Origin of the sequence: Natronorubrum tibetense GA33 (assembly GCF_000383975.1) — an archaeon.
Classification (GTDB): domain Archaea; phylum Halobacteriota; class Halobacteria; order Halobacteriales; family Natrialbaceae; genus Natronorubrum; species Natronorubrum tibetense.
The window spans coordinates 4028191-4046858 of sequence record NZ_KB913017.1 but is presented as its reverse complement, the minus strand read 5'-3'; the positions used below and the strand labels follow the sequence as shown (position 1 = coordinate 4046858).

Here is an 18668-nt window from a genome sequence, read left to right as displayed (position 1 = left end):
TCGAGGACAAAAGCGAGCTTACGCGGTGGCCGTCTGGGCGCTTTTCTTCCGGGTGACGTAGCCGGCGATGCGGTTGCGGACACCCTTGGACTCGACGTTGGTGAGCTTCGTGACGCTGTCTTTGTTCTGTTCGAAGTCGGTCGTGAACGCCTCCGGGTAGCGCTCCAGGAGGAGGTTCCCGGTCTTCTTGACATAGGCCGGTTTGATTGCCATAGAGGGGATTCTTTCTAGAGACTCTTATAACGCACCATTTCCGCTGATGCTGCAGTATAGACGTTAGGATCAAATTGTGGACCACCGCTGTATTATTGTCATCTCAGTCAAACAGATCTCTATGAGCGATATCGATGAAGAACAGAAGGCGTACGAAGACGCATTATTTTACCTTCACAATAATTTGGAAGCCAAATCAGAGGACGTGTTTCAATTTCTGCATCCGGTCGAGACTTAGATGAATATATTACAGGAAATTCGATTAACTGGAATTAGGCGCTACATCCCCTTCCTCAAGGAGCGAACGGCGCAAGCCGTGAGCGAGTAGGGTGGGGTAGTTCACTGCGTTTCTTCCGGGACGGGAGCGGCAGTTCGCGTTTCGCAACCGGTCGCGAAACGCTCGAACGTACACGGCCGGCCCCTGTAGATCAGTCGACGTGACTGTCGGTTTGTTCGTACTTGGAATTAACGGACGGATCTATCTCACCGTTCGCATAACATGAACATAGTTACTATCGGTAACTTTAAATTAGTATAACCTCGAGTTAGTCTCGATGGTATTACATTTCAGAGAGGCAACGAGCGTATACAGAAAAACGCTCCCGTACGTGTTGTTGCAGTTTGCCATCGGCGTACTGTTTGCAATAATCGGCGTGGTCTATCTCGGGCTCGTGGGGTGGCTGGCGATCAGGTTTCTCGCGGGTGACGGTGGGTGGAGTCTACTCATCGTCGCCGCCGTCATGGTCGTCAGTGTCGTCATATTCGCGGGCGTGTGGCGGCTGGTACAACGCTACGTCCTGTATCTGGTCAAAACAGGCCACGTCGCCGTCATCGCACACATCGTCGAGGAAGGTGAGGCACCGGAGAATCAGATCAGTTACGGGATGAACCAGGTCAAGGAGTACTTCGTCTCCGCGTCGGGGCTGTTCGTGGTCAACGAACTGATCGACGCCGTGCTCGAGCAGTTCAACCGAGCTGTCGCACGAATCCAGGACATGATTCCGATCCCGATCCCGAATCAGTTGCAGACGCTGATTTCGGTGCTCCAGAAATCGGTCGTGCTGGCGGTGCGATACCTCGACAACGCGATCATCGCGTACATGTTCATGGACCGGAACGAAAACCGCTGGGAGTCGGCACGTGACGGGATCGTGCTGTACGGGAAGACCTGGAAGATGGTGCTCGGATCGACGCTGGTGATGGTCCTCGGTATGTACGCGCTCTCGTTCGTGCTCCTCACGCTGTTGGCACCGGTTTCGGTTGTACTCGACGTTCTCCCGGCGACGCTCGAGGCGTTTTCCTGGCTGCTGGTCCTGGGAGGTGTCGCAATCGTCCACACCGGGATCGTCAAGCCGTGGGTGAAGACGGTCGTGATCACGACCTTCCTCATCGAGCAGCGAGACCAGATTCCTGACCAGGAGACGGCGGATGCGATCTCGGAGCGCTCCGAGAAGTTCCGTGAGGTCGTCGACAAGGCGGAGCGAAACGAACCGATCGACGAGGAGCAGCCGGATACCGACGAGGCGCCCGAGGTGGCCGGGGACGCCGAGAGCGATCTGGCCTGAACTCGTCGAGCAAAGCGACCGTGGTCGGTCGTAACCACCGGCAGTACCGATAGCTGTTTTTTGCTCGGTCGTCCGGTAGTCGATCGCCGAGTTGCACGTCGACGACCGACCCGGTTACCTCACCACGCGGAGTGCTCGCGAACGCGCTCGAGCGCCTCGCGTTCGCGCGGACTCCCGGCGCGGTCGACGACGGCAGCGAAGTACGCGAGTCGCTCGCGCAGTTCGTCCTCGTCGTAGCCCGCGACGTCGAGGCGGGAGGCGGCGACGGTTGCCTCGACGACGGCCGCGAAGCCGCGGTCGATCGTCGGCACCGTCTCGGTCTCGACGGCGGACTCGACGGGGCGAAGCGCCCACTGCTCCCAGTCGGTCCCGTCGTCGGTCCCCGAGTCGATTCGCTCGACCGAGACACGCGCCCACGCGTGTGCGGACTTGAGGACAGGCTCCTCGCGCTCGACGATCGAGAGCGCGGCGTCGGCGAAGACGACGGGGTCGTCGACGAACAGGACGTAGCCCTCGCTCTGACGGTGGAAGTTGCGTCGGGTCCGGGTGTTGCCCCACGTTCGCGCGGTAATCGAATCGTCTCCGGAATCCGCGGCGAAGAGACCGAGCGCGGCCAGGTTCCACAGGCCGTTGGGACCGAGCGTCGCGACGACGGATTCGGTCACGCCCGACAGGGAGACGGGCCACTCGGCGGTCGGATCGGCATCGAGATCTCCGTTCGGCGACAGTTCGTCGCCGCTCATACGCTGATCGCCCCGCGCTCGAGCGCGATGAACAACCCTGCTGCGGTGATATCGGCCGTCGTCCCCGGGTTGACGCCTCGCTCGACGAGTTCGTCGGCGAAGCGCTCGACGGTTTCCCGGTCGGTCTCGAGGGCGTTTCGCTCGATCAGTTCATTGGCGCGCTCGGTCACCTTCTGCGCGACGGCCTCGCCGCTTCGGGTCGCGACGAGCGTATCGGGGCGCTCGGCGAGCAGGGAGAGGAAGACGGCCGCGGCGCGCTCCGTCAGCGGGCCGTCGGCCCCGACGAGCCGTTCGGCGGCGGTAAAGGAGCGCTCGAATCCCCGAACCCACTCGCGGGCGACGTCGTCCCCGGGGACGCTCTGGCCCATCACGTCGAACAGCGTCAGTCCGCGCTCCTCGAGAGCGGACACCGCGTCGCTCCCGCGGCGCACGTCGAGGGGTTCCATTTCCGCGGGCGGGTCGCCGACGAAAACGTCGACGTGGTCGAACGCGCGGTAGAATCCGGCGGCGTCCGCGACGGTGGTATCCTCACAAATTGCCTCGACGACGGGCTGGGAGAGGTCATCAGCAGCGGCCCGAACGAGCGGGACGAGCAACAGGAGCGCCCCGAACTGGGTGTTACCGCCGCCCTGTGCGGCCATCCCTTCGACGCTGCGCTCGAACGCGGGACCGACCGCGCCGCCGTTGGCAGCCTGCTCGAGTCCCCGCTGAGCCCCCACCGCGCCCGCGAGAAAGTGTTCGAACCGCAGGTCCTCGAGATCGCGATGTCGGTCGACGTTGCCCGGTTTGGGCGTCCCCGCGACCTCGAGGAGGAGTGCCAGATGTGCGTTCTGCGCCGGCGTTCGCATACCGATAGCTACGATTCGGGCGGGTTAATGGCTGTGGATCCCGGCGTCCGTTCGGCGTGTGGTGCTCGAGGCGACCTGTCGAGCGAGATCAGCGGTAGATGTTCCGATACGCCTCGCGGTACTCTCGAAGTGCGATCCGCGCCCGGCGTCGCGACGTGAAGCCGAATCCGACCGACGGGCAGTCGTCGACCGGACACTCCCACCGAAACGTCTCCGAATCGTCGTCTCTGTGGACTGGGACGTCCGCGTTACAGCGTGGACAGGTCCAACCCCACCGCATATCGCCTGCGTATTCGTCCGAATTCGTCATACTGATTCTACGTCCGGATTGTACACACCACTGAAAACGCTCCGCACACACATAGTGGCGCTTTAGGAGAGCTGACAGTTGCCGAGCGCTTTCATCGTTCCGTCGACGGCACTACCCACTTCGATACTGTCGACCGTTAGCGGGGGTGGTCGTGATTGTGGTCGTGCGCGTCGGAACCGTCAGTTCCGTGATCGTGGTCGTGCTCGCCCTCGACCCACTCGGACGCGTCTCGATCACCGACAGCGAACTCCCGCGTTCGTTCGGTTAGCGCCCCCGACTCGAGCAGGTCGTCCGAAACGAGCAGTCGCTCGAGGGCGGCGAGCCACCGATGATAGTAGTCCGCCTCAGAGGCCTCCCGGTCGGCCGGAACTGCGGCGCCGTCGGCCCGCTCGATCTCGGCGGCCAGTCGATCCTGAAACGTATCCCACTCGTAGGTGCCGTCGGCAGAAAGCGCGACCGCGATGGCGAACGCGCGGGCTTGCCACGGCGCGTCGAACGTGGGAGTTTCTTCGCCCTCGAGCGCCGCGAGTCCGGAAGTCGGGCTCTCGTCGCGGTCAGCCATTCTGACCCCCGGCGAGTCGATCGATGCCGATCATCGCGTCTCTGGTCACGTGTTCGACCAGTTCGTCTTCGGTCAGGCCTTCGGTTTCAGGTGGCTGCTGTGGCAACACCATGTATCGGAGTTCGGACGTACTGTCGTGGACGTGAATCTCGAGGTCGTCCTCGAGGTCGGTCCCGAACTCCTCGCGGAGCAGCCCTCGAGGATCCTTCACGGCTCGGGAGCGGTATTCGGGGGTTTTGTACCACGTGGGTGGCAGCCCAAGCAGTGCCCACGGATAACAGGAACAGAGCGTACAGACGACGAGATGGTGTTCCTCGGGCGTGTTCGCGACGATTTCGATATCGACCACGTCCTCGTTGACATCGGCCACCTCGGCTGCGGCCGACATCCCCTCCGCGAGCAATCGCTCCCGATAGTCTGGGTCGGTCCACGCGCGAGCGACGACTCGAGCCCCGTTCTTCGGCCCGATCTCGTCTTCGTAGGTCGCGATGATGTCGTCGACGGCGTCGCTCGAGAGCAGTTCCTGTTCGATCAACAGCGACTGGAGCGCGCGAACTCGCGCCTCGGGGTCGTGCTGGCGGGCGTGTTCGTCGACGTCAAACTCGTCCGGGTCGGATTCGGTATCGGTCGTGGCTGATGGATCGTCAGTCATCGGTGGCCTCCTCGACCGGATCGAGATACGATTCCCAGAGGTCGATCGTGACCTCGAGGTCGCCGTCGGCGTCCGGACCCCACAGCTCTCGGCCGTCGAAGGCGACCTGGTAGAGCGGTTCGGCCGCATCGTCGCCGTGGGCGCGCGCGTCTGGGAGGACGTGCGCGCCGCGATCGGCGACGATTTCGCCGCGAGCGCGGCGGGCGTAGCGCGGACAGCGGGTGTGGCCGTCGGGATGGTCGTTGCGGACGATCACGGTGTCGCCCACCGCGAAGGTCGACGATTCGGCGGTCGCTTCGGACTCGTAGGACGCCGCGACTCCAGCCGCGAGTTCCGGAAGCAACCCGGGCTCCTCGCGGTCAGGAACGGACGCCTCACCGGCCTCGAGTGCTGCCGTCCGTTCGATGAACGTCTCGGGGTCGATCACGTCGTTCTCGAGCAGGAGTCGCGTGATCGCCGTCGTCCACCGATCGTAGTACGACGAGTCGAGGTACTGCGCCGGCGGCATACGTTCGATACTGTGGCGAAACTCGTCGATCGAAGCGATCTCGTTGCCGAGCGTCGCGACGAACGCGGCGTACGCCTCGCCCTCCCACCGGTGATCGAAGGTGTCGGGGGTATCGGGGTGGTTCACCGAGCCGAACCCGTCCATCCCGCCGAGGTCGTGGATCCCGTTCATGGGACTGTCCTGCACGGGGATCCGGATAAAGCTATAGGGGCCGAAACGCGTCGGGTCGCCGTCGCCGAGACCGTAACTTCCAACAACACCGCAGACTCGAGCGATCGATATCCGCTCACTGCGACGCCGATTTAACGGCGTCTTCGACTCCGAACTGCCGGTCGACGGCGTCGCGAACCCGCTCGAGGACGACCGGGCTGTCGCTGGGTCGCCCGACGCTGACCGCGTCGGCGCCGTAATCGGCGTACTCGCGGACGGTCGCCTCGTCGCGGACCCCGTTGTTGGCGATCACGAACAGGTCAGTCGCCTCGACGACCTCGCGGACGACCGACTCGGAGTCCATCGCGTCGACGTGGACGAACGACGCGCCCGCGGTCTCGAGCCCCCGCGAGAGCACCGACAGGTCGACGTCGGGAACCTCCGTTCGAACTTTCACGCCGACGACCGCTCCGGTCTCGGCTGCGCGATCGACGTACGTACGGAGCCGTTCGGGGTCTCGCAGCAGCGTCTCGCCGCAGCCGACCGCACACAGTTCGTCCTGTCTGCAGTGGGCGTTGATCTCGAGGAAGGCGTCCCGATCCCGACAGACTCGTGCTGCGTCGGTAATCGGATCCGGAGTTGCGCTCCGGACGTTGAACGCGGGCTGAATCGGGACGTCCTCGAGCGCGGCGAGTTGCTCGTCGATAAACACGAGGGGATCCTCCGGCAGGAACTCGTTGCGATCCCGCGCGACGAGTTTTCGGGCTGCGGCTCTCGAGCCGGTGTCGAGGGCGATGCCGCCGAGAAACGCCGCGCCCGCGTAGTCGGCACCCGCACGGGCCCACTCGGCGTCTGCTTCGCCGCTGAGACTCGCGAGTGCAAGCGGTGGGGCGAACATAGCTACTCAAGGATATCGATCGCGCTCTTGACTGCACGGGTGACCCGTGCGGCGTCCTCGGGCGAGTCGATTCGGATGTCGGTCTGGATCGTCGGTCGGTCGAACTCCGCGTCGTCGCTCTCGTCGACGACGAAGGCGTCGGCGAAGGGGTAGGCCGTCGCCAGCCCTTCGGTGTTCGGATCGGCGTTGACCGCCGCCATGAGGTCGCCCGCCGGCCCCGAGAACGCGTCGTCGCCGAGGAACGGCGAGACCGCGACGACGGTCGACTGGGCGAGTGCGTCGGCCACACCTGGCAGTGTCAGCATCGGGCCGATGCTCGTGACGGGGTTCGAGGGACCGATCACGACGGTATCCTCGAGGGCGTCGATCACGCCCGGCGCGGGCTCGGCGTTCGAAGACCCTCGAAACTCGACGGTCTCGACGGTTGGCTCGCCGCGATGGGCGACCCAGTACTCCTGAAAGTGCATCAGCCCCTCGTCGGTGTGGATGAGGCTCGCGATGGGATCGTCGCTCATCGGTAACAGATCGATCGTCAGGCCAAAGGCGCCGGCCAGCCGCTGGGTCGCTTCGCTCAGCGTCAGTCCCTCGTCCAACAGACTCGTTCGCGTGATGTGGACGGCCCGGTCTCGGTCGCCGATCGTCATGAACTCGCCGGTCCCAGAAAACCGTCGCCAGTTGGCGATGTCGCGTCCAGCGGTCTGTTTCTCGTCGGGCAGATACTGCGGGCCGTCGGGCAGCCCCGCGGCCGAGGCGATGTCCGACAGCGCCGTGTTGGTCCGATGCGTGTCGCCGTCGATTCCCCACCACGTTTCGCGGTCGAGTACCCCACCACCCTGAAACAACAGCGTATCGACGTCCGGCGAGACGAACAGTCCGCCGAGTTCGACGTCGTCGCCCGTATTCGCGACGACGGTGGTTTCCTCCGGCGAGAACGCGGCGGCAGCACCGTCCAACAGCTTCGGCGTCCCGGTGCCCCCGGAGAGGAAGGTTACCATAGTCGACACTCTCGAGCGTGGGTACTTAATCACTTGCGGCCACCTCTGTGGGATCGACAGCGCTCCTCGTCGACCGACGGGATCGGCCGTTCCAACACCTGCGGTTCGGTCACGTTCTGCACTGATTCCACCACCTGCCCGAACATCACTAGGTGCCTACATGCCTCGCCCTCTCGTGGTCATCTGTAGGAGTATCGCGGTACGGTCCGGAACGACAACAGTCAATACCACGATAGTGTGTGTCGCCGGCATCCGATTCGTACGGACGATCGACGAGAGACAGACGACTCGTGATCGACTCAAGCCCATACTCCGGAGAAACGAAACCATGTCACAATCACTAGATGTAGACAAACTCGAGCAGGAGGTAAAAGCGGTCTATCGAAACGTTGCGACGGAACCGGACGACGAGTTCCATTTCGAAATGGGACGGCCGCTGGCAGTACGACTCGGCTACCCGCCGGCGGATCTCGACCGGATTCCCGAGGACGCTCTCGAGTCCTTCGCGGGGGTCGGCTACCACTTCGATCTCGCTGATCTGCAACCGGGCGAACGCGTGCTCGATCTCGGCAGCGGTTCCGGGACGGATGCGTTCGTTGCGGCGCTACACGTCGGCGAGGCGGGGAGTGTCACGGGACTGGATATGACGGACGAACAGCTGGCAAAAGCGCGCGAGCTACGAGATGCGACGGGGATGGAACGGGTCTCCTTCGAGAAAGGCTATATCGAGGACCTCCCGTTCGAGGACGAGTCGTTCGACGTCGTGATCTCAAACGGCGTCATCAACCTCTCCGCCGAAAAGGACCGTGTCTTCGAGGAGGTGCGTCGCGTGCTCGAACCGGACGGACGGCTGGCGATCTCGGACATCATCAGCGAGCAGCGACTGGCCGAGAGCATCAAAACCGACGCGGATCTCTGGGCGGCGTGTATCGGCGGCGCCGAGCAGGTCGACGACTACACGTCGCTGATCGAGATGCCGGGATTCGACGTGACCGAGGTCCGCGAAAACACGGAGTACGAGTTCACCTCGGAGCAGGCACAGGGAGCGTGCCAAAAGTACGGCGTGAAGAGCGTCTCGCTGGCCGCACGCAAGTAGGAAGACGAGAACACACGACGATAGTAACGACTGATACGAGTTACACACTGATCGCACAGCAGCCGTCCGATCAGGTGTGCAGTGACGTTCAGTGGCTACTATAGCGACACAGAACGGATCGACGGCGTCCTGCGCCGAACGGTACTAAAATTCGACGGTGCCGCGATCTGAAGGCGGACCGAGCCTCAGCGATGCGCGACGGCGCCGACGAGCAAACCCGGATCGGCTAATCGCCGATCCAGTCCGCGAAACTGCCCTCGAGTAGCGTCTCCTCCTGTCGGCGCACGTAGCCGCGTTGCATCGTCGCAATCGCTTCCTCGAGTGACGCGCCGTCCTCGAGCGCGTCGCTGACCATCTCGTGTTTCCAGCGGGCGGGCGTCACCCGCTGGCGGACGCGCCGCCGGAGCGGGTAGAGGTACTTCGCGGCCTGTTCCTCGGTCAGTCCGCGGTTCGTGAGGCCGTCTTCGGCGTGGGCAAGCAGATCCTCGTAGAGTTCGAGGCTATCGGTCGTCTCCTTGCCGTCGTTGGTGATCCAGGTTAGGTCGGCCTCGAGTCCGTCGCGCATCGCGCCGTAGAAGTTCTCGCGGGCGATCTGCCAATCCAGTTCGACGACGGGGTGCTCGAGTCGGGTCAGACTCTCGAGGACACCGGCGAAGGCGGCCAGGAAGGCGACCGAGTCGCGGACGGTCGGCTGGGACGGGATGGGGCGAAACTCGATGCGGGCGTTGGCGGCCGAGCGGGTCGGGCCGCCGAACACCGGGCGGACCCACCGCCAGTAGGTGCCGTGTTTGCGACGGAAGTGGGGAAACTGATCGTCGAACCGTTCGCCCGGCTCGACGGGCATCGGGACGATGGTGTCGTCGTCGACGATCCGGTCGACGGCCTCATCGACGCTTCCGAGGTCGCGCGGGAATCGAACTTTTCCTTCGGCCGCGGCGGGATCGTTGAGCGAGGTCTCGAAGACGCTGATCCGGTGTTCCATCCAGGCGTCCGCGAGGATCTCCTCGGGGGTCGCGTCGTCGTACAGATCCGCGGGGAAAAACGGGGAGTTGACGCCGAGGGCGAGGAGGGGACCCGCGGCGCGCAGCGCGTAGTTGAAGTACAGCGGGAGGTCGGGAGCGTGGGCCACCTGGTAGTGGGGCTGGATCGAGGTGATGAGACTCTCGGGCATGACCGTGTCAGCCTGCAGCGAGACGTTCGGAGCCTCGATACGCATGCCTGCGGACTCGGCCTGGTCGGTGTTGGCCATCGCGTGGTAGCGCGCCGAATCGCTCATGTTGGTCGCAACGCGGATCGATCGTTCGTCGCCGTTCGCGTCGGTTATCGTCCGTTCGACGCTGTCGGTGAGGTAGGTCGCGGCGTCCTCGCCTTCCGGCGGAATCGTCCAGAGTGCGTCGCTGACCAGTCGCATCCGTTCCGATTGCGTGACGTCGAGTGCGGTCTGGAGGCGCGCTTTAATCTCAGACTCCTGGGCGAGGAGTCCGTGGCTGTTGAGCGGCTGTGGACTGGTCGTCATCTCCGCGTTGTGGAGCCCGAGTTCCTTCTCGAAGCCGATGAGTTCGAGGAGGCGACGCGGCACCCGCCGCAGCGCACAGTCGTCGTTCTTGATCGCGTAGAACTCGTACTCGAAGCCGATGATCGCCTGTGGGTTGTCGAAGACGCCGTCGTGGATGGCGTCTGTAATCACCTCGGCATCGGCGTCGGCCCGAGTGCGAAACTCCTCGGCGTCGACCGCCAACACGTCCGCGACCCGCTCGGCGAGTTCCTCCTCTGGCATACCTCCGAGTGCGGCCCGGCTGTTTTTAAAGCCTGCCCCTCGGGACGCCGTCGGCAAGCCGGAACGTGGGTTGCAATCACAGGCCGTCGTGACGACTCCGAGTCGGTGCCTCGAGCAACCCTCCCCGAACGATCGGTGCGGGCGACGGCGTCTCAGAACCGTTTTACTCTCGCCGCCGATACACGCAGCCGATGGAGTTCGCCACGTTCGCCGACCGCGCCGCTGCGATCGAAGCCGAGCCCGCAGATCTCGAGATCGTCGATCTCGTCCGAGAGCTGCTCGAGGATTCGGGTACCGATGACCTGGAGATCGTCGCCCGATTCGTCCAGGGGCGGGTCTTCCCGGCCTGGCGGTCGCGAACGCTCGATATCGGGCCGAACAGCTGTTACGAGGCGATCGCTCGTGCGGCCGGGACGAACGTGGGGAGCGACGACGTCGAGGACCGACTCGCCGAGGTCGGCGAGATTGGCGAGGTGGCCGCGAGCTACGAGTTCGGCGGGCAACGGGGGCTGGGTGCGTTTACTGGCGGTACCGATGGGACAGGAGACGCCGGCGGAACCGGCGACGAACTGACCGTCCGCGAGGTATTCGAGACGCTCGAAGAGCTGGCTGCCGCCGAGGGATCGGGCAGTCAGGATCGCAAGACCGACCTCCTCTTCGGGCTGTTCAATCGCTGCTCGAGCGAGCAAGCTCGATACCTCGCCCGGCTCGTCCTCTCGGAGATGCGCATCGGCGTCGGCGAGGGGGCGGTCCGGGACGCCATCAGTGAGGCGTTCGACGTTCCTGTCGAGGGCGTCGAGCGCGCCCTGCAGGTGTCGAACGACTACGGACAGGTCGCCCGCGTCGCGCGCGAGGACGGTCTCGAGGGCCTCGACGCGATGGAACTCGAGGTTGGTCGCCCCATTCAGGCGATGCTCGCCCAAGCCGGGACGGTGATCGACGCGCTCGAAGAATGGGAGGAGGCGGCCGTGGAGTGGAAATACGATGGCGCTCGAATCCAGTTGCACCACCGTCCAGCGGAGTCCAACGAGACGGCCCCAGAAACTGGCGTCTTCTCGCGGAACATGGAAGACGTCACCGACGCCCTCCCGGAGGTCGTCGAGTACGCCGCGGAGACGCTCGAGGGGCCGGTTATTCTGGACGGCGAGGTCGTCGCGGTCGACGACGACGGTGCGCCGCTGCCGTTCCAGGAGGTGCTCAAACGGTTCCGTCGGAAACACGATGTGGAGAAGGCCCGCGAGGACGTGACCGTTCGGCCGGTCTTCTTCGACTGTCTGCACGCCGAGGGGGACGATCTGCTCGAGGAGCCGTTGACGACCCGGCACGACCGACTGCGAGCGATGCTGGCAGACTCGGCCGATCCCGAGCAAAACGCTGCGGATATCGAGGGACTCTCGCTGCTGTGGCACACCGACGATCCCGACGAGATCGAGTCGATCGACGCCGAGGCCCTCGAGGGCGGTCACGAGGGGATCATGCTCAAGAACCCCGCGTCGACGTACTCGCCGGGACGACGCGGGAAACACTGGCGAAAACGCAAACCCGATGTCGAGACGCTCGACTGCGTGGTCACGGGCGCGGAGTGGGGCGAGGGCCGTCGAGCGACGTTCCTCGGGACGTTCGAACTCTCCGTGCGCGCGGGCGACGACGGCGCGGAACGACGTTCCGCTGGCTCTGCGGTGGAATCGCAGACCCTCGAGACCGTCGGGAAAGTCGCGACCGGAATCACCGACGAGAAACTCGAGGAACTGACCGAGTTGCTCGAGCCGCACATCGCGAGCGAGGACGGCCAGGCCGTCGATCTCGAGCCGGAAGTCGTCTTCGAGGTCGGCTACGAGGAGATCCAGACCTCGCCGACGTACTCGTCGGGCTACGCGCTGCGTTTTCCGCGGTTTCAGGCCGTACGTCACGACAAAGATCCGGGAGATTCCGACTCGCTCGAGCGACTCGAGCGACTCCGGGAGACCTGACACCGACTGAGACGGATCGCGACCACGAAGAATTATGAGGGCCGCATTCCCGTCTACTATCGATGAATTTCGGACGCCTTCTCGAACTCCTCGTCGCGATGGTTGCAGTCGCGATTGCGATATCAGTCGTGACCACCAATCTGCTGGCGGCCGCCTGTCTCCTGCAGTTCGCGATGCTGATCGTCTTAGAGCACGATTCGGAGAAATTTCGCTCCCTGATCGACGGCTACGAACGCGAGGTGACGTTCCTCAAGTGGGCACTTCTGCTCGTTGCGTTCGTGAGCCTCTGGTGACCGCAATCGAGCGCGTCAGCCATCGACTTTCCCGTGGCCTGGGGCTACTCTCTCCGTCGTGGCTGTCGGGTGAACTGACAGTCCCCGCGAGCGGAGACAGTTGAGCACTCTTAAGACCCGCGGCCGACAGCATTGCCGTATGCAACCGCGCGACCTGTCCGATCACATCGCTTACGAGGCGGGTCGAGGCATCGAGGAAGTCGCCCGAGAACTCGGGCGCGACCCCTCGGAGTTCGTCAAACTCGCCTCGAACGAGAACCCCCACGGCCCCTCTCCGGCGGCCGTCGTGGCGCTTCGCGAGGCCGCCTCGAGCGTGAGTTCCTACCCGAAAGCCGCTCACGCCGACCTCACCGCCGCCATCGCCGACCGCTGGTCGGTCACGGACGACCAGGTCTGGCTGGCCAACGGCGGCGACGGCGCGCTCGACTACCTCCACCGGGCGACGATCGAACCCGACGACACCATTCTCGTCCCCGACCCCGGCTTCGCCTACTACGGAATGAGCGCCCGATTCCACCACGGCGACGTCCGGGAGTACGCCCTCGAGCGCGAGGACGATTTCGAACAGACCGCCGACGCCGTCCTCGAGTGTTACGACGGCGATCGGATCGTCTTCCTCACGAGCCCGCACAACCCGTCGGGGTCGACGATCCCGCTCGCAGATGTCGAGCAAATCGCCGAGGAGACGGACGAAGAGACCCTCGTCGTCGTCGACGAGGCCTACGGTGAGTTCGCCGATCGCGACAGCGCCGTCGCCCTCCTCGAGGGTCGAGACGGCTTCGATGCTCGAGAGGACGTCGCCGTCGTACGGACGTTCTCGAAGGCCTACGGACTGGCCGGCGTGCGACTGGGTTACGCCGTCGTCCCCGACGAGTGGGCCGACGCCTACACCCGGGTGAACACGCCGTTCGCCGCCAGCGAACTGGCCTGCCGAGCCGGGTTGGCTGCCATCGACGATGACGGGCACGTGAGCCGAACGGTCGAGACGACCGAAAATTCACGCGCGTACATGCGCGAACACGTCGATGCCCACGTCTGGGAAAGCGAGGGCAACTTTGTCCTCGTCGATGTCGAGGACGCTTCGAGCGTCGCCGAGGCAATGCAAGCACGCGGCGTCATCGTCCGGGACTGCACGAGTTTCGGCCTGCCGGGCTGTATCCGCATTACCTGCGGCACCGACGACGAGACCGAACGCGCAGTCGAGACGCTCAACGAGGTGCTCGCGGATCTCAATCTCGACGCCAACGAGGACGGCGACGGAGCGACCGACACCGACGTCGATGCGGAGGTGACCGACACGTGAGAGTCGCCGTCACCGGGACGCCGGGTACCGGGAAAACGACTGCGACGGAGCTACTCGAGGAGCGCTTATCGAGTACGGACGACGACTCGCTTCCCGAACTCGAGACGATCCACCTCAATCGCGTGCTCGAAGACGAGGAGCTCTATACCGACATCGACGCCGACCGCGAGAGCAAGATTGCGGATCTCGACGCCATACGCCAGTGGCTCGAAGGACGGGACGATGTCGTGATCGACTCCCACCTCGCTCATCATTTCGAGGCGGATCGGGTCGCCGTCCTGCGGTGTCGGCCCGACCGACTCGAGACTCGCTTGCGCGACCGCGGCGAAAGCGACGCCAAGGCCACGGAAAATGCGGAGAGCGAGGCGCTGGATGTCATCCTCTCGGAGGCGGTCGACGAACACGGGCTCGAGTCGATCTACGAGATCGATACGACCGATCGGGATCCCGAGGACGTCGCGGACGCGCTCGAGGCGGTCGTGGCCGGGACTCGCGAACCGAGCGCCGGCGACGTGAACTTCGTGGGGTATCTCGCATGACGCTCGACAAGTTCCGTCCGTACATCTCTCGGTTCCTCGACCCGTTCGTCAAGGGATTCGACCGCGTCGGAATGACGCCCGACGGCGTGAGTCTCGTCGCTTTCGGCATGGCGATTCTCGCGGCGGTCGCCTTCCTACTGGGCGGTCGTGCGGATCCGATCTGGTACGTCGCGGCCGCGGCGCTGGTCTTTCTCAACGGCTGGCTCGACATCATCGACGGTGCGCTCGCTCGCGAGCAGAACGTCGCCTCCGCGGGCGGGGACCTCCTCGACCACGTCCTCGACCGCTACGCAGACATCGTCGTCATCGCCGGGCTGGCCGCCGGCGTCGGGGACTACTTCCTCGGCTTTTTGGCCGTGACGGGCGTCGTGATGACCTCCTATCTCGGCACGCAGGCCCAGGCCGTCGGGCTGGACCGCGTCTACGGCGGTTTGGTCGGCCGGGCGGACCGGCTGGCGATCATCGGTATCGTCGGCTTCCTGGCCTTCCCGCTGTCGGGCGAGTACGGCGGGCTCACGCTGATCGGCTGGCTCCTCGTCTTTCTCGCCGTCGTCGGCCACCTGACCGCACTCCAGCGGTTCTACTACTCCTGGTCGGCGCTGGAGTGAGCCTCGGTCCTCCGGTTCGGGACCGCGCCGCATGGTTTATGACTCGCGGCGATATACGTTCCCTCATGGTTCAGTGCGAGATGTGTGGCGCCGAGACGTCGTCTCCGAAGACAATCAAGGTCGAGGGTGCGAAACTCGACGTGTGTTCGAACTGTACCGACTTCGGCACCGAAGTCAAGCAGCCCACGAGTTCGAGCTCCTCGAGCAAGTACTCGACGAGTTCGAGTTCGTCCTCGAGTTCGAGCGGCGGCTCGAGCGGGTCGGGCTCCGGTTCGACCGCAAGCGGCGGGAGTTCGAGTTCCCAGCGTCGCAACGACATGTTCGACGATATGGACGAACTCGCCACGGATTACGACGATCTCGTCCGTAACGCACGCGAGGGGAAGGGGCTCAGTCAGTCGGATCTCGCCAACGAACTCAACGAGAAGGCGAGTCTGATTCGAAAGATCGAACGCGGCGATACGCTGCCGAGCGACCAGGTGCAGACGAAACTCGAGGACTTCCTCGAAATCAATCTGAACGCGCAAGGAGGCTCCAGCGACGATACGGAGTGGTCGGGCGGCTCCTCCTCCGGGAGCTACACGCTCGGCGACGTCGTCAAGCGCAAGGACTGAGTGCCGCTCGGGTCACGATTCGGCGTCGCGCCACCAGCGTCCGCAGCGGAGACGACAGTTCTCGAGACGTGGGTGAGTTGCATCGACAGTCACGACCGCCGCGAGTGGCCGACCAGGGACCGACTACTCGTCTTTTCCCGGTCGTCGCCGACTCGCAAGCTATTTCTTCCGGGCGAAAGGCTGTGCTGGTATGTTCGTCCTCGTCAACCTGAAGACGTATCCGTGCGATCCGATCGAAGTCGCGGAAGCCGTCCGCGACGTCAACGAGTCCACTGACGCTCGCGTCGCCGTCGCCCCGCAAGCGACCAACATCGCGCAGGTCGCCGAGACGGGCGCGGAGACGTGGGCCCAGCACGTAGATCCGATCGACTACGGTAGCAACACCGGCCACACGCTGGCCGAGACCGTCGCCGACGCCGGCGCGGTCGGCACGCTGATCAACCACTCCGAGCAGCGGCTGAAGCTGGCCGATATCGACGGCACCGTCCAGGCTGCAGAGCGAGCAGACCTCGAGACCGTCGTTTGTGCGAACAACCCGGCCCAGATCGGCGCCGCCGCGGCGCTCGGACCCGACGCAGTCGCCGTCGAACCGCCGGAACTGATCGGCACCGGTACGCCGGTCAGTCAGGCCGATCCCGATGTCGTCGAGGACGCCGTCAACGCGGCACGGAACGTCGATTCAGACGTTTCCGTGCTCTGTGGTGCCGGTATCAGCACGGGCGACGACGTGGTCGCGGCGGGTGACCTCGGGGCCGAGGGGGTCCTCCTCGCCAGCGGCGTCGCGAAGGCCGACGACCCGACGGCCGCCCTCGAAGACCTCGTCGAACCTCTCTGAACCGAGTTTCGACCCGATGCTGACTGCGGCGACGGGGCCGGTCGCCCGACGACTTTTCTCGCTGCCCGTGCTATCCATCGGCATGACCGATCATCGACCCATCGGTGTCGCGCTCGAGAACCGGCTCATGAGCCACGGAATCTACGTTCTCGACGTGCAACGACTCTCGAATGCGGGCGGTTCGGAGACGGATCCAGACGACCTGCCCGACGGAACCGGCTTCACCCTCGAGTACGAGACCGTCTCCGACTCGCCGGGGATCGATACGGACGAGGTCGGTGCTGTCGTGCGGACGCTGCTCGATATCGCGAACGAACGCGAGTGGACGCCGGGGCGACTCGAGGTGACGTCGCTGACGACTGAGGGAGACGTCCGCGGCCACTGGCACGTCAAACGCGAGTGGTTCGACGCGCTGGGGCTCGAGTACGACGATCTCGAGTTCTCTCAGCGGGTACTCGAAACGAGACGCACGGATGTCGCCACAGACTCACGGAGTCACTGACTGTCGAACAGTTCCAAAGCCACTGGCCGTCGACTCACCTCGATCGCTCGAGCCGACACCCAACCCTGCGACGGCCGGAGGTCGCTGTCTCTCTCGTTTCAATTTTGACGATAGGTAGATTAATAATGTCTCACACACCTACTCGTTGTAGACCCGCAGATGACCGGAGAGCAGATCTACGTCTCACACGCGCCGGCGGACCTCGAACTCGTCCAGGAGCTGTTCTCGACGGTCAAAAACTTTCCATTTGGCGTCCACATCGCCTTAGAGGAGGTCGAATCCGGTCGATCCCGCAAGCGACTCGAGGGGCGACTCGCGAACAGCGATGTCGTAGTCGCCGTGTTGACGGAGGGATCGGCCGACAGCCGGTGGATCAATCAGGAGATCGGCTACGCGCTGGCGAAGGGGATCCCCGTGATTCCGCTCTACGACCACGAACGTCGACGTGGCGGATTTGTCGCCGACGTTGACGGGGTAACGATCGACCGGCGGAACCCCTCCTATACGATCTTCAATCTCCTCAGCCGGCTTCGGAGCGAACTCGCCCCGCTCGGTGCGCTGTCGGTCCCGAACTGGTACATCCGATTCCCTTGTACCGTTCCCGACTGCGGCCACCCGGTCACGCTCGAGATCGAGCGCGATCAGACGAAGCTCTGGAAGCGATACGAGCACGGCAAACTATTATCGACGTCGTGTGGCGTCTGTGACTCGACGTACTACTTCGACGCGGCCACGATCGGGTACGTTCGCCGCGAGGGCGGACTCGAGTGAGTTATAGTAGCCACTGAAAGTCAATGCACACCTGATCGCACGACGGCTGTGCGATCAGTGTGTGAATCGTTTCAGTTGTTACTATAGTCGTCTTCGGCGAGCCGTTCGTAGGCGTCCGTAACGAGTTGGAACGCCGACGCGCTCCCGCTCTTTCGGTCGGGGTGGGCGCGTTTGACCTCCCGGTGGAACGCCGATCGAATCTCGTCGGCGGTCGCCCCGGATTCGACACGGAGGACCTCCCTCGCCTCCGCGCGCCGCATGCCGACATCCTTGATGATACCGTCTTGCTCCGCGGAGTCCTTGCAGGCGGGACAGAGCAGTTCGCTTCGGCCGTCGATGGTCGTTACCGGAAACCGTTCCGTCGCGGTCCACTCGTTACACTGGGTACAGAGGGATTCCTCGCCCGTCGCGTCGTCGGTTCCCGTCGTCCGTTCGATAGCCGCCTCGCTCGAGGTATCGTTCGAATTGGAGACACGCCGGTTGGTGCCGGAGCTACGCCCCGGAACTTCGGCCACGCAGGAAGAACAGCAGGCGACAACGGTGCCGTCGTCGAGCACCACGTCCTCGAGTTGTGACTCGAGATAGGTGTCGGTACAGCCGTCGCAGGTGTCGCGCCGCTGATCGAGCGAGGAACACTTCCGGGCGGCCTCGCGGGCGTGGGGCTCACAGCGAGGGCAGCAGGCGACTCGTTCGCCGTCCGGCATCGTGACTGCCGTCAGCTCCTCGAGCGGAACCGTTTGGCCACATCCATCGCAGCCACCGTGACGGTCACCGGCCACAGCCATTGGCTTCGTGTTTGTCACCATCCCTTATAAAGAACAAGGAGAATACCCGCGCCTTTAGGCGCGGGATGAATCCGACACACTGACCGACACCCCACCGACGCCACTCCAACCGGATATTCAACGTCCGGTCG

At 64.2% G+C, this 18668-nt stretch carries 22 protein-coding genes; 11 read left to right on the top strand and 11 right to left on the bottom strand.

Annotated features, from left to right (window positions below; genetic code table 11):
- Positions 1 to 18: 18 nt before the first annotated feature.
- Positions 19 to 213, bottom strand: coding sequence for a 30S ribosomal protein S17e (locus tag NATTI_RS0120845; protein ID WP_006087882.1), 195 nt, complete (start codon positions 211 to 213; stop codon positions 19 to 21).
- Positions 214 to 767: 554 nt separating this feature from the next.
- Between NATTI_RS0120845 and NATTI_RS0120835 the strand changes: the two genes are divergently transcribed.
- Positions 768 to 1778 (top strand): hypothetical protein, encoded by a 1011-nt coding sequence (locus tag NATTI_RS0120835; RefSeq protein WP_027119248.1) that lies wholly within the window; start codon positions 768 to 770, stop codon positions 1776 to 1778.
- A gap of 119 nt (positions 1779 to 1897) precedes the next feature.
- Here NATTI_RS0120835 and NATTI_RS0120830 read toward each other — a convergent pair whose 3' ends face one another.
- The 8 genes from NATTI_RS0120830 to cofD form a co-directional block, all read right to left on the bottom strand.
- Entirely contained in the window at positions 1898 to 2521 is a 624-nt protein-coding gene (locus NATTI_RS0120830; RefSeq protein ID WP_006087884.1) for a DUF447 domain-containing protein, read from the bottom strand.
- A complete protein-coding gene (locus NATTI_RS0120825; protein ID WP_006087885.1) occupies positions 2518 to 3369 on the bottom strand; it encodes a triphosphoribosyl-dephospho-CoA synthase in 852 nt (283 codons plus the stop codon). Before NATTI_RS0120825 ends, NATTI_RS0120830 begins: the two co-directional genes overlap by 4 nt.
- 88 nt (positions 3370 to 3457) lie before the next feature.
- Positions 3458 to 3679, bottom strand: coding sequence for a hypothetical protein (locus NATTI_RS0120820; RefSeq protein WP_006087886.1), 222 nt, complete (start codon positions 3677 to 3679; stop codon positions 3458 to 3460).
- Between the two features lie 136 nt (positions 3680 to 3815).
- Positions 3816 to 4241 carry a nitrile hydratase accessory protein gene (locus NATTI_RS0120815; protein ID WP_006087887.1) on the bottom strand — a complete coding sequence of 142 codons (426 nt, stop codon included), beginning with the start codon at positions 4239 to 4241 and terminating at the stop codon, positions 3816 to 3818.
- Positions 4234 to 4893: a nitrile hydratase subunit alpha gene (gene nthA / locus NATTI_RS0120810; RefSeq protein WP_006087888.1), complete on the bottom strand. Its 660-nt coding sequence runs from the start codon at positions 4891 to 4893 to the stop codon at positions 4234 to 4236. The genes NATTI_RS0120815 and nthA overlap by 8 nt, the downstream gene beginning before the upstream one ends.
- Positions 4886 to 5572 (bottom strand): nitrile hydratase subunit beta, encoded by a 687-nt coding sequence (nthB, locus tag NATTI_RS0120805; RefSeq protein WP_006087889.1) that lies wholly within the window; start codon positions 5570 to 5572, stop codon positions 4886 to 4888. The genes nthA and nthB overlap by 8 nt, the downstream gene beginning before the upstream one ends.
- A 115-nt stretch (positions 5573 to 5687) precedes the next feature.
- Positions 5688 to 6449 carry a tRNA-dihydrouridine synthase gene (locus tag NATTI_RS0120800; RefSeq protein ID WP_006087890.1) on the bottom strand — a complete coding sequence of 254 codons (762 nt, stop codon included), beginning with the start codon at positions 6447 to 6449 and terminating at the stop codon, positions 5688 to 5690.
- 2 nt (positions 6450 to 6451) lie between these two features.
- The gene (cofD, locus tag NATTI_RS0120795; RefSeq protein ID WP_006087891.1) at positions 6452 to 7444 is read right to left on the bottom strand and encodes a 2-phospho-L-lactate transferase; all 993 of its coding nucleotides are present in this window, start codon (positions 7442 to 7444) and stop codon (positions 6452 to 6454) included.
- Between the two features lie 328 nt (positions 7445 to 7772).
- On the opposite strand from cofD, the gene NATTI_RS0120790 reads away from it, so the two are divergent.
- The gene (locus NATTI_RS0120790) at positions 7773 to 8540 is read left to right on the top strand and encodes a methyltransferase domain-containing protein (protein ID WP_027119247.1); all 768 of its coding nucleotides are present in this window, start codon (positions 7773 to 7775) and stop codon (positions 8538 to 8540) included.
- Between the two features lie 226 nt (positions 8541 to 8766).
- Here the strand turns inward: NATTI_RS0120790 and NATTI_RS0120780 are convergent, their stop codons facing one another.
- A complete protein-coding gene (locus tag NATTI_RS0120780; protein ID WP_006087893.1) occupies positions 8767 to 10317 on the bottom strand; it encodes a hypothetical protein in 1551 nt (516 codons plus the stop codon).
- A 191-nt stretch (positions 10318 to 10508) separates the two neighbouring features.
- Here NATTI_RS0120780 and ligA point away from each other — a divergent pair, with 191 nt between their 5' ends.
- The 9 genes from ligA to NATTI_RS0120730 all read left to right on the top strand — a co-directional run bounded on the left by ligA (position 10509) and on the right by NATTI_RS0120730 (position 17752).
- The gene (ligA, locus tag NATTI_RS0120775) at positions 10509 to 12287 is read left to right on the top strand and encodes an ATP-dependent DNA ligase LigA (RefSeq protein WP_006087894.1); all 1779 of its coding nucleotides are present in this window, start codon (positions 10509 to 10511) and stop codon (positions 12285 to 12287) included.
- A 62-nt stretch (positions 12288 to 12349) separates the two neighbouring features.
- Entirely contained in the window at positions 12350 to 12580 is a 231-nt protein-coding gene (locus NATTI_RS0120770) for a hypothetical protein (RefSeq protein WP_006087895.1), read from the top strand.
- A gap of 139 nt (positions 12581 to 12719) precedes the next feature.
- Positions 12720 to 13883 (top strand): histidinol-phosphate transaminase, encoded by a 1164-nt coding sequence (hisC, locus tag NATTI_RS0120765; protein ID WP_006087896.1) that lies wholly within the window; start codon positions 12720 to 12722, stop codon positions 13881 to 13883.
- Positions 13880 to 14422 carry an adenylate kinase family protein gene (locus tag NATTI_RS0120760; RefSeq protein WP_006087897.1) on the top strand — a complete coding sequence of 181 codons (543 nt, stop codon included), beginning with the start codon at positions 13880 to 13882 and terminating at the stop codon, positions 14420 to 14422. The genes hisC and NATTI_RS0120760 overlap by 4 nt, the downstream gene beginning before the upstream one ends.
- Positions 14419 to 15030 carry a CDP-alcohol phosphatidyltransferase family protein gene (locus NATTI_RS0120755; protein ID WP_006087898.1) on the top strand — a complete coding sequence of 204 codons (612 nt, stop codon included), beginning with the start codon at positions 14419 to 14421 and terminating at the stop codon, positions 15028 to 15030. Before NATTI_RS0120760 ends, NATTI_RS0120755 begins: the two co-directional genes overlap by 4 nt.
- A gap of 65 nt (positions 15031 to 15095) precedes the next feature.
- Positions 15096 to 15644: a multiprotein bridging factor aMBF1 gene (locus tag NATTI_RS25645; RefSeq protein ID WP_081603634.1), complete on the top strand. Its 549-nt coding sequence runs from the start codon at positions 15096 to 15098 to the stop codon at positions 15642 to 15644.
- Between the two features lie 190 nt (positions 15645 to 15834).
- Positions 15835 to 16479 (top strand): triose-phosphate isomerase, encoded by a 645-nt coding sequence (tpiA, locus tag NATTI_RS0120740; protein ID WP_006087901.1) that lies wholly within the window; start codon positions 15835 to 15837, stop codon positions 16477 to 16479.
- A gap of 82 nt (positions 16480 to 16561) precedes the next feature.
- The gene (locus NATTI_RS0120735) at positions 16562 to 16981 is read left to right on the top strand and encodes a hypothetical protein (RefSeq protein ID WP_049806293.1); all 420 of its coding nucleotides are present in this window, start codon (positions 16562 to 16564) and stop codon (positions 16979 to 16981) included.
- A 159-nt stretch (positions 16982 to 17140) separates the two neighbouring features.
- Entirely contained in the window at positions 17141 to 17752 is a 612-nt protein-coding gene (locus tag NATTI_RS0120730; RefSeq protein ID WP_006087903.1) for a toll/interleukin-1 receptor domain-containing protein, read from the top strand.
- A gap of 71 nt (positions 17753 to 17823) precedes the next feature.
- Here NATTI_RS0120730 and NATTI_RS0120725 read toward each other — a convergent pair whose 3' ends face one another.
- Positions 17824 to 18537: a J domain-containing protein gene (locus tag NATTI_RS0120725; protein WP_006087904.1), complete on the bottom strand. Its 714-nt coding sequence runs from the start codon at positions 18535 to 18537 to the stop codon at positions 17824 to 17826.
- Positions 18538 to 18668 lie beyond the last annotated feature (131 nt).

Excerpts from the sequence above, each read along its gene's own strand:
- cofD (WP_006087891.1), bottom strand. The coding sequence starts at position 7,444 with ATGGTAACCTTCCTCTCCGGGGGCACCGGGACGCCGAAGCTGTTGGAC.
- NATTI_RS0120735 (WP_049806293.1), top strand. The coding sequence starts at position 16,562 with ATGACCGATCATCGACCCATCGGTGTCGCGCTCGAGAACCGGCTCATG.
- NATTI_RS0120825 (WP_006087885.1), bottom strand. The coding sequence starts at position 3,369 with ATGCGAACGCCGGCGCAGAACGCACATCTGGCACTCCTCCTCGAGGTC.
- nthB (WP_006087889.1), bottom strand. The coding sequence starts at position 5,572 with ATGAACGGGATCCACGACCTCGGCGGGATGGACGGGTTCGGCTCGGTG.
- NATTI_RS0120835 (WP_027119248.1), top strand. The coding sequence starts at position 768 with ATGGTATTACATTTCAGAGAGGCAACGAGCGTATACAGAAAAACGCTC.
- NATTI_RS0120725 (WP_006087904.1), bottom strand. The coding sequence starts at position 18,537 with ATGGCTGTGGCCGGTGACCGTCACGGTGGCTGCGATGGATGTGGCCAA.
- ligA (WP_006087894.1), top strand. The coding sequence starts at position 10,509 with ATGGAGTTCGCCACGTTCGCCGACCGCGCCGCTGCGATCGAAGCCGAG.
- NATTI_RS0120820 (WP_006087886.1), bottom strand. The coding sequence starts at position 3,679 with ATGACGAATTCGGACGAATACGCAGGCGATATGCGGTGGGGTTGGACC.
- NATTI_RS0120830 (WP_006087884.1), bottom strand. The coding sequence starts at position 2,521 with ATGAGCGGCGACGAACTGTCGCCGAACGGAGATCTCGATGCCGATCCG.
- NATTI_RS0120845 (WP_006087882.1), bottom strand. The coding sequence starts at position 213 with ATGGCAATCAAACCGGCCTATGTCAAGAAGACCGGGAACCTCCTCCTG.
- hisC (WP_006087896.1), top strand. The coding sequence starts at position 12,720 with ATGCAACCGCGCGACCTGTCCGATCACATCGCTTACGAGGCGGGTCGA.
- NATTI_RS0120730 (WP_006087903.1), top strand. The coding sequence starts at position 17,141 with ATGACCGGAGAGCAGATCTACGTCTCACACGCGCCGGCGGACCTCGAA.
- NATTI_RS0120780 (WP_006087893.1), bottom strand. The coding sequence starts at position 10,317 with ATGCCAGAGGAGGAACTCGCCGAGCGGGTCGCGGACGTGTTGGCGGTC.
- tpiA (WP_006087901.1), top strand. The coding sequence starts at position 15,835 with ATGTTCGTCCTCGTCAACCTGAAGACGTATCCGTGCGATCCGATCGAA.
- NATTI_RS0120770 (WP_006087895.1), top strand. The coding sequence starts at position 12,350 with ATGAATTTCGGACGCCTTCTCGAACTCCTCGTCGCGATGGTTGCAGTC.
- NATTI_RS0120755 (WP_006087898.1), top strand. The coding sequence starts at position 14,419 with ATGACGCTCGACAAGTTCCGTCCGTACATCTCTCGGTTCCTCGACCCG.
- NATTI_RS0120815 (WP_006087887.1), bottom strand. The coding sequence starts at position 4,241 with ATGGCTGACCGCGACGAGAGCCCGACTTCCGGACTCGCGGCGCTCGAG.
- NATTI_RS0120800 (WP_006087890.1), bottom strand. The coding sequence starts at position 6,449 with ATGTTCGCCCCACCGCTTGCACTCGCGAGTCTCAGCGGCGAAGCAGAC.
- nthA (WP_006087888.1), bottom strand. The coding sequence starts at position 4,893 with ATGACTGACGATCCATCAGCCACGACCGATACCGAATCCGACCCGGAC.
- NATTI_RS0120790 (WP_027119247.1), top strand. The coding sequence starts at position 7,773 with ATGTCACAATCACTAGATGTAGACAAACTCGAGCAGGAGGTAAAAGCG.
- NATTI_RS25645 (WP_081603634.1), top strand. The coding sequence starts at position 15,096 with ATGGTTCAGTGCGAGATGTGTGGCGCCGAGACGTCGTCTCCGAAGACA.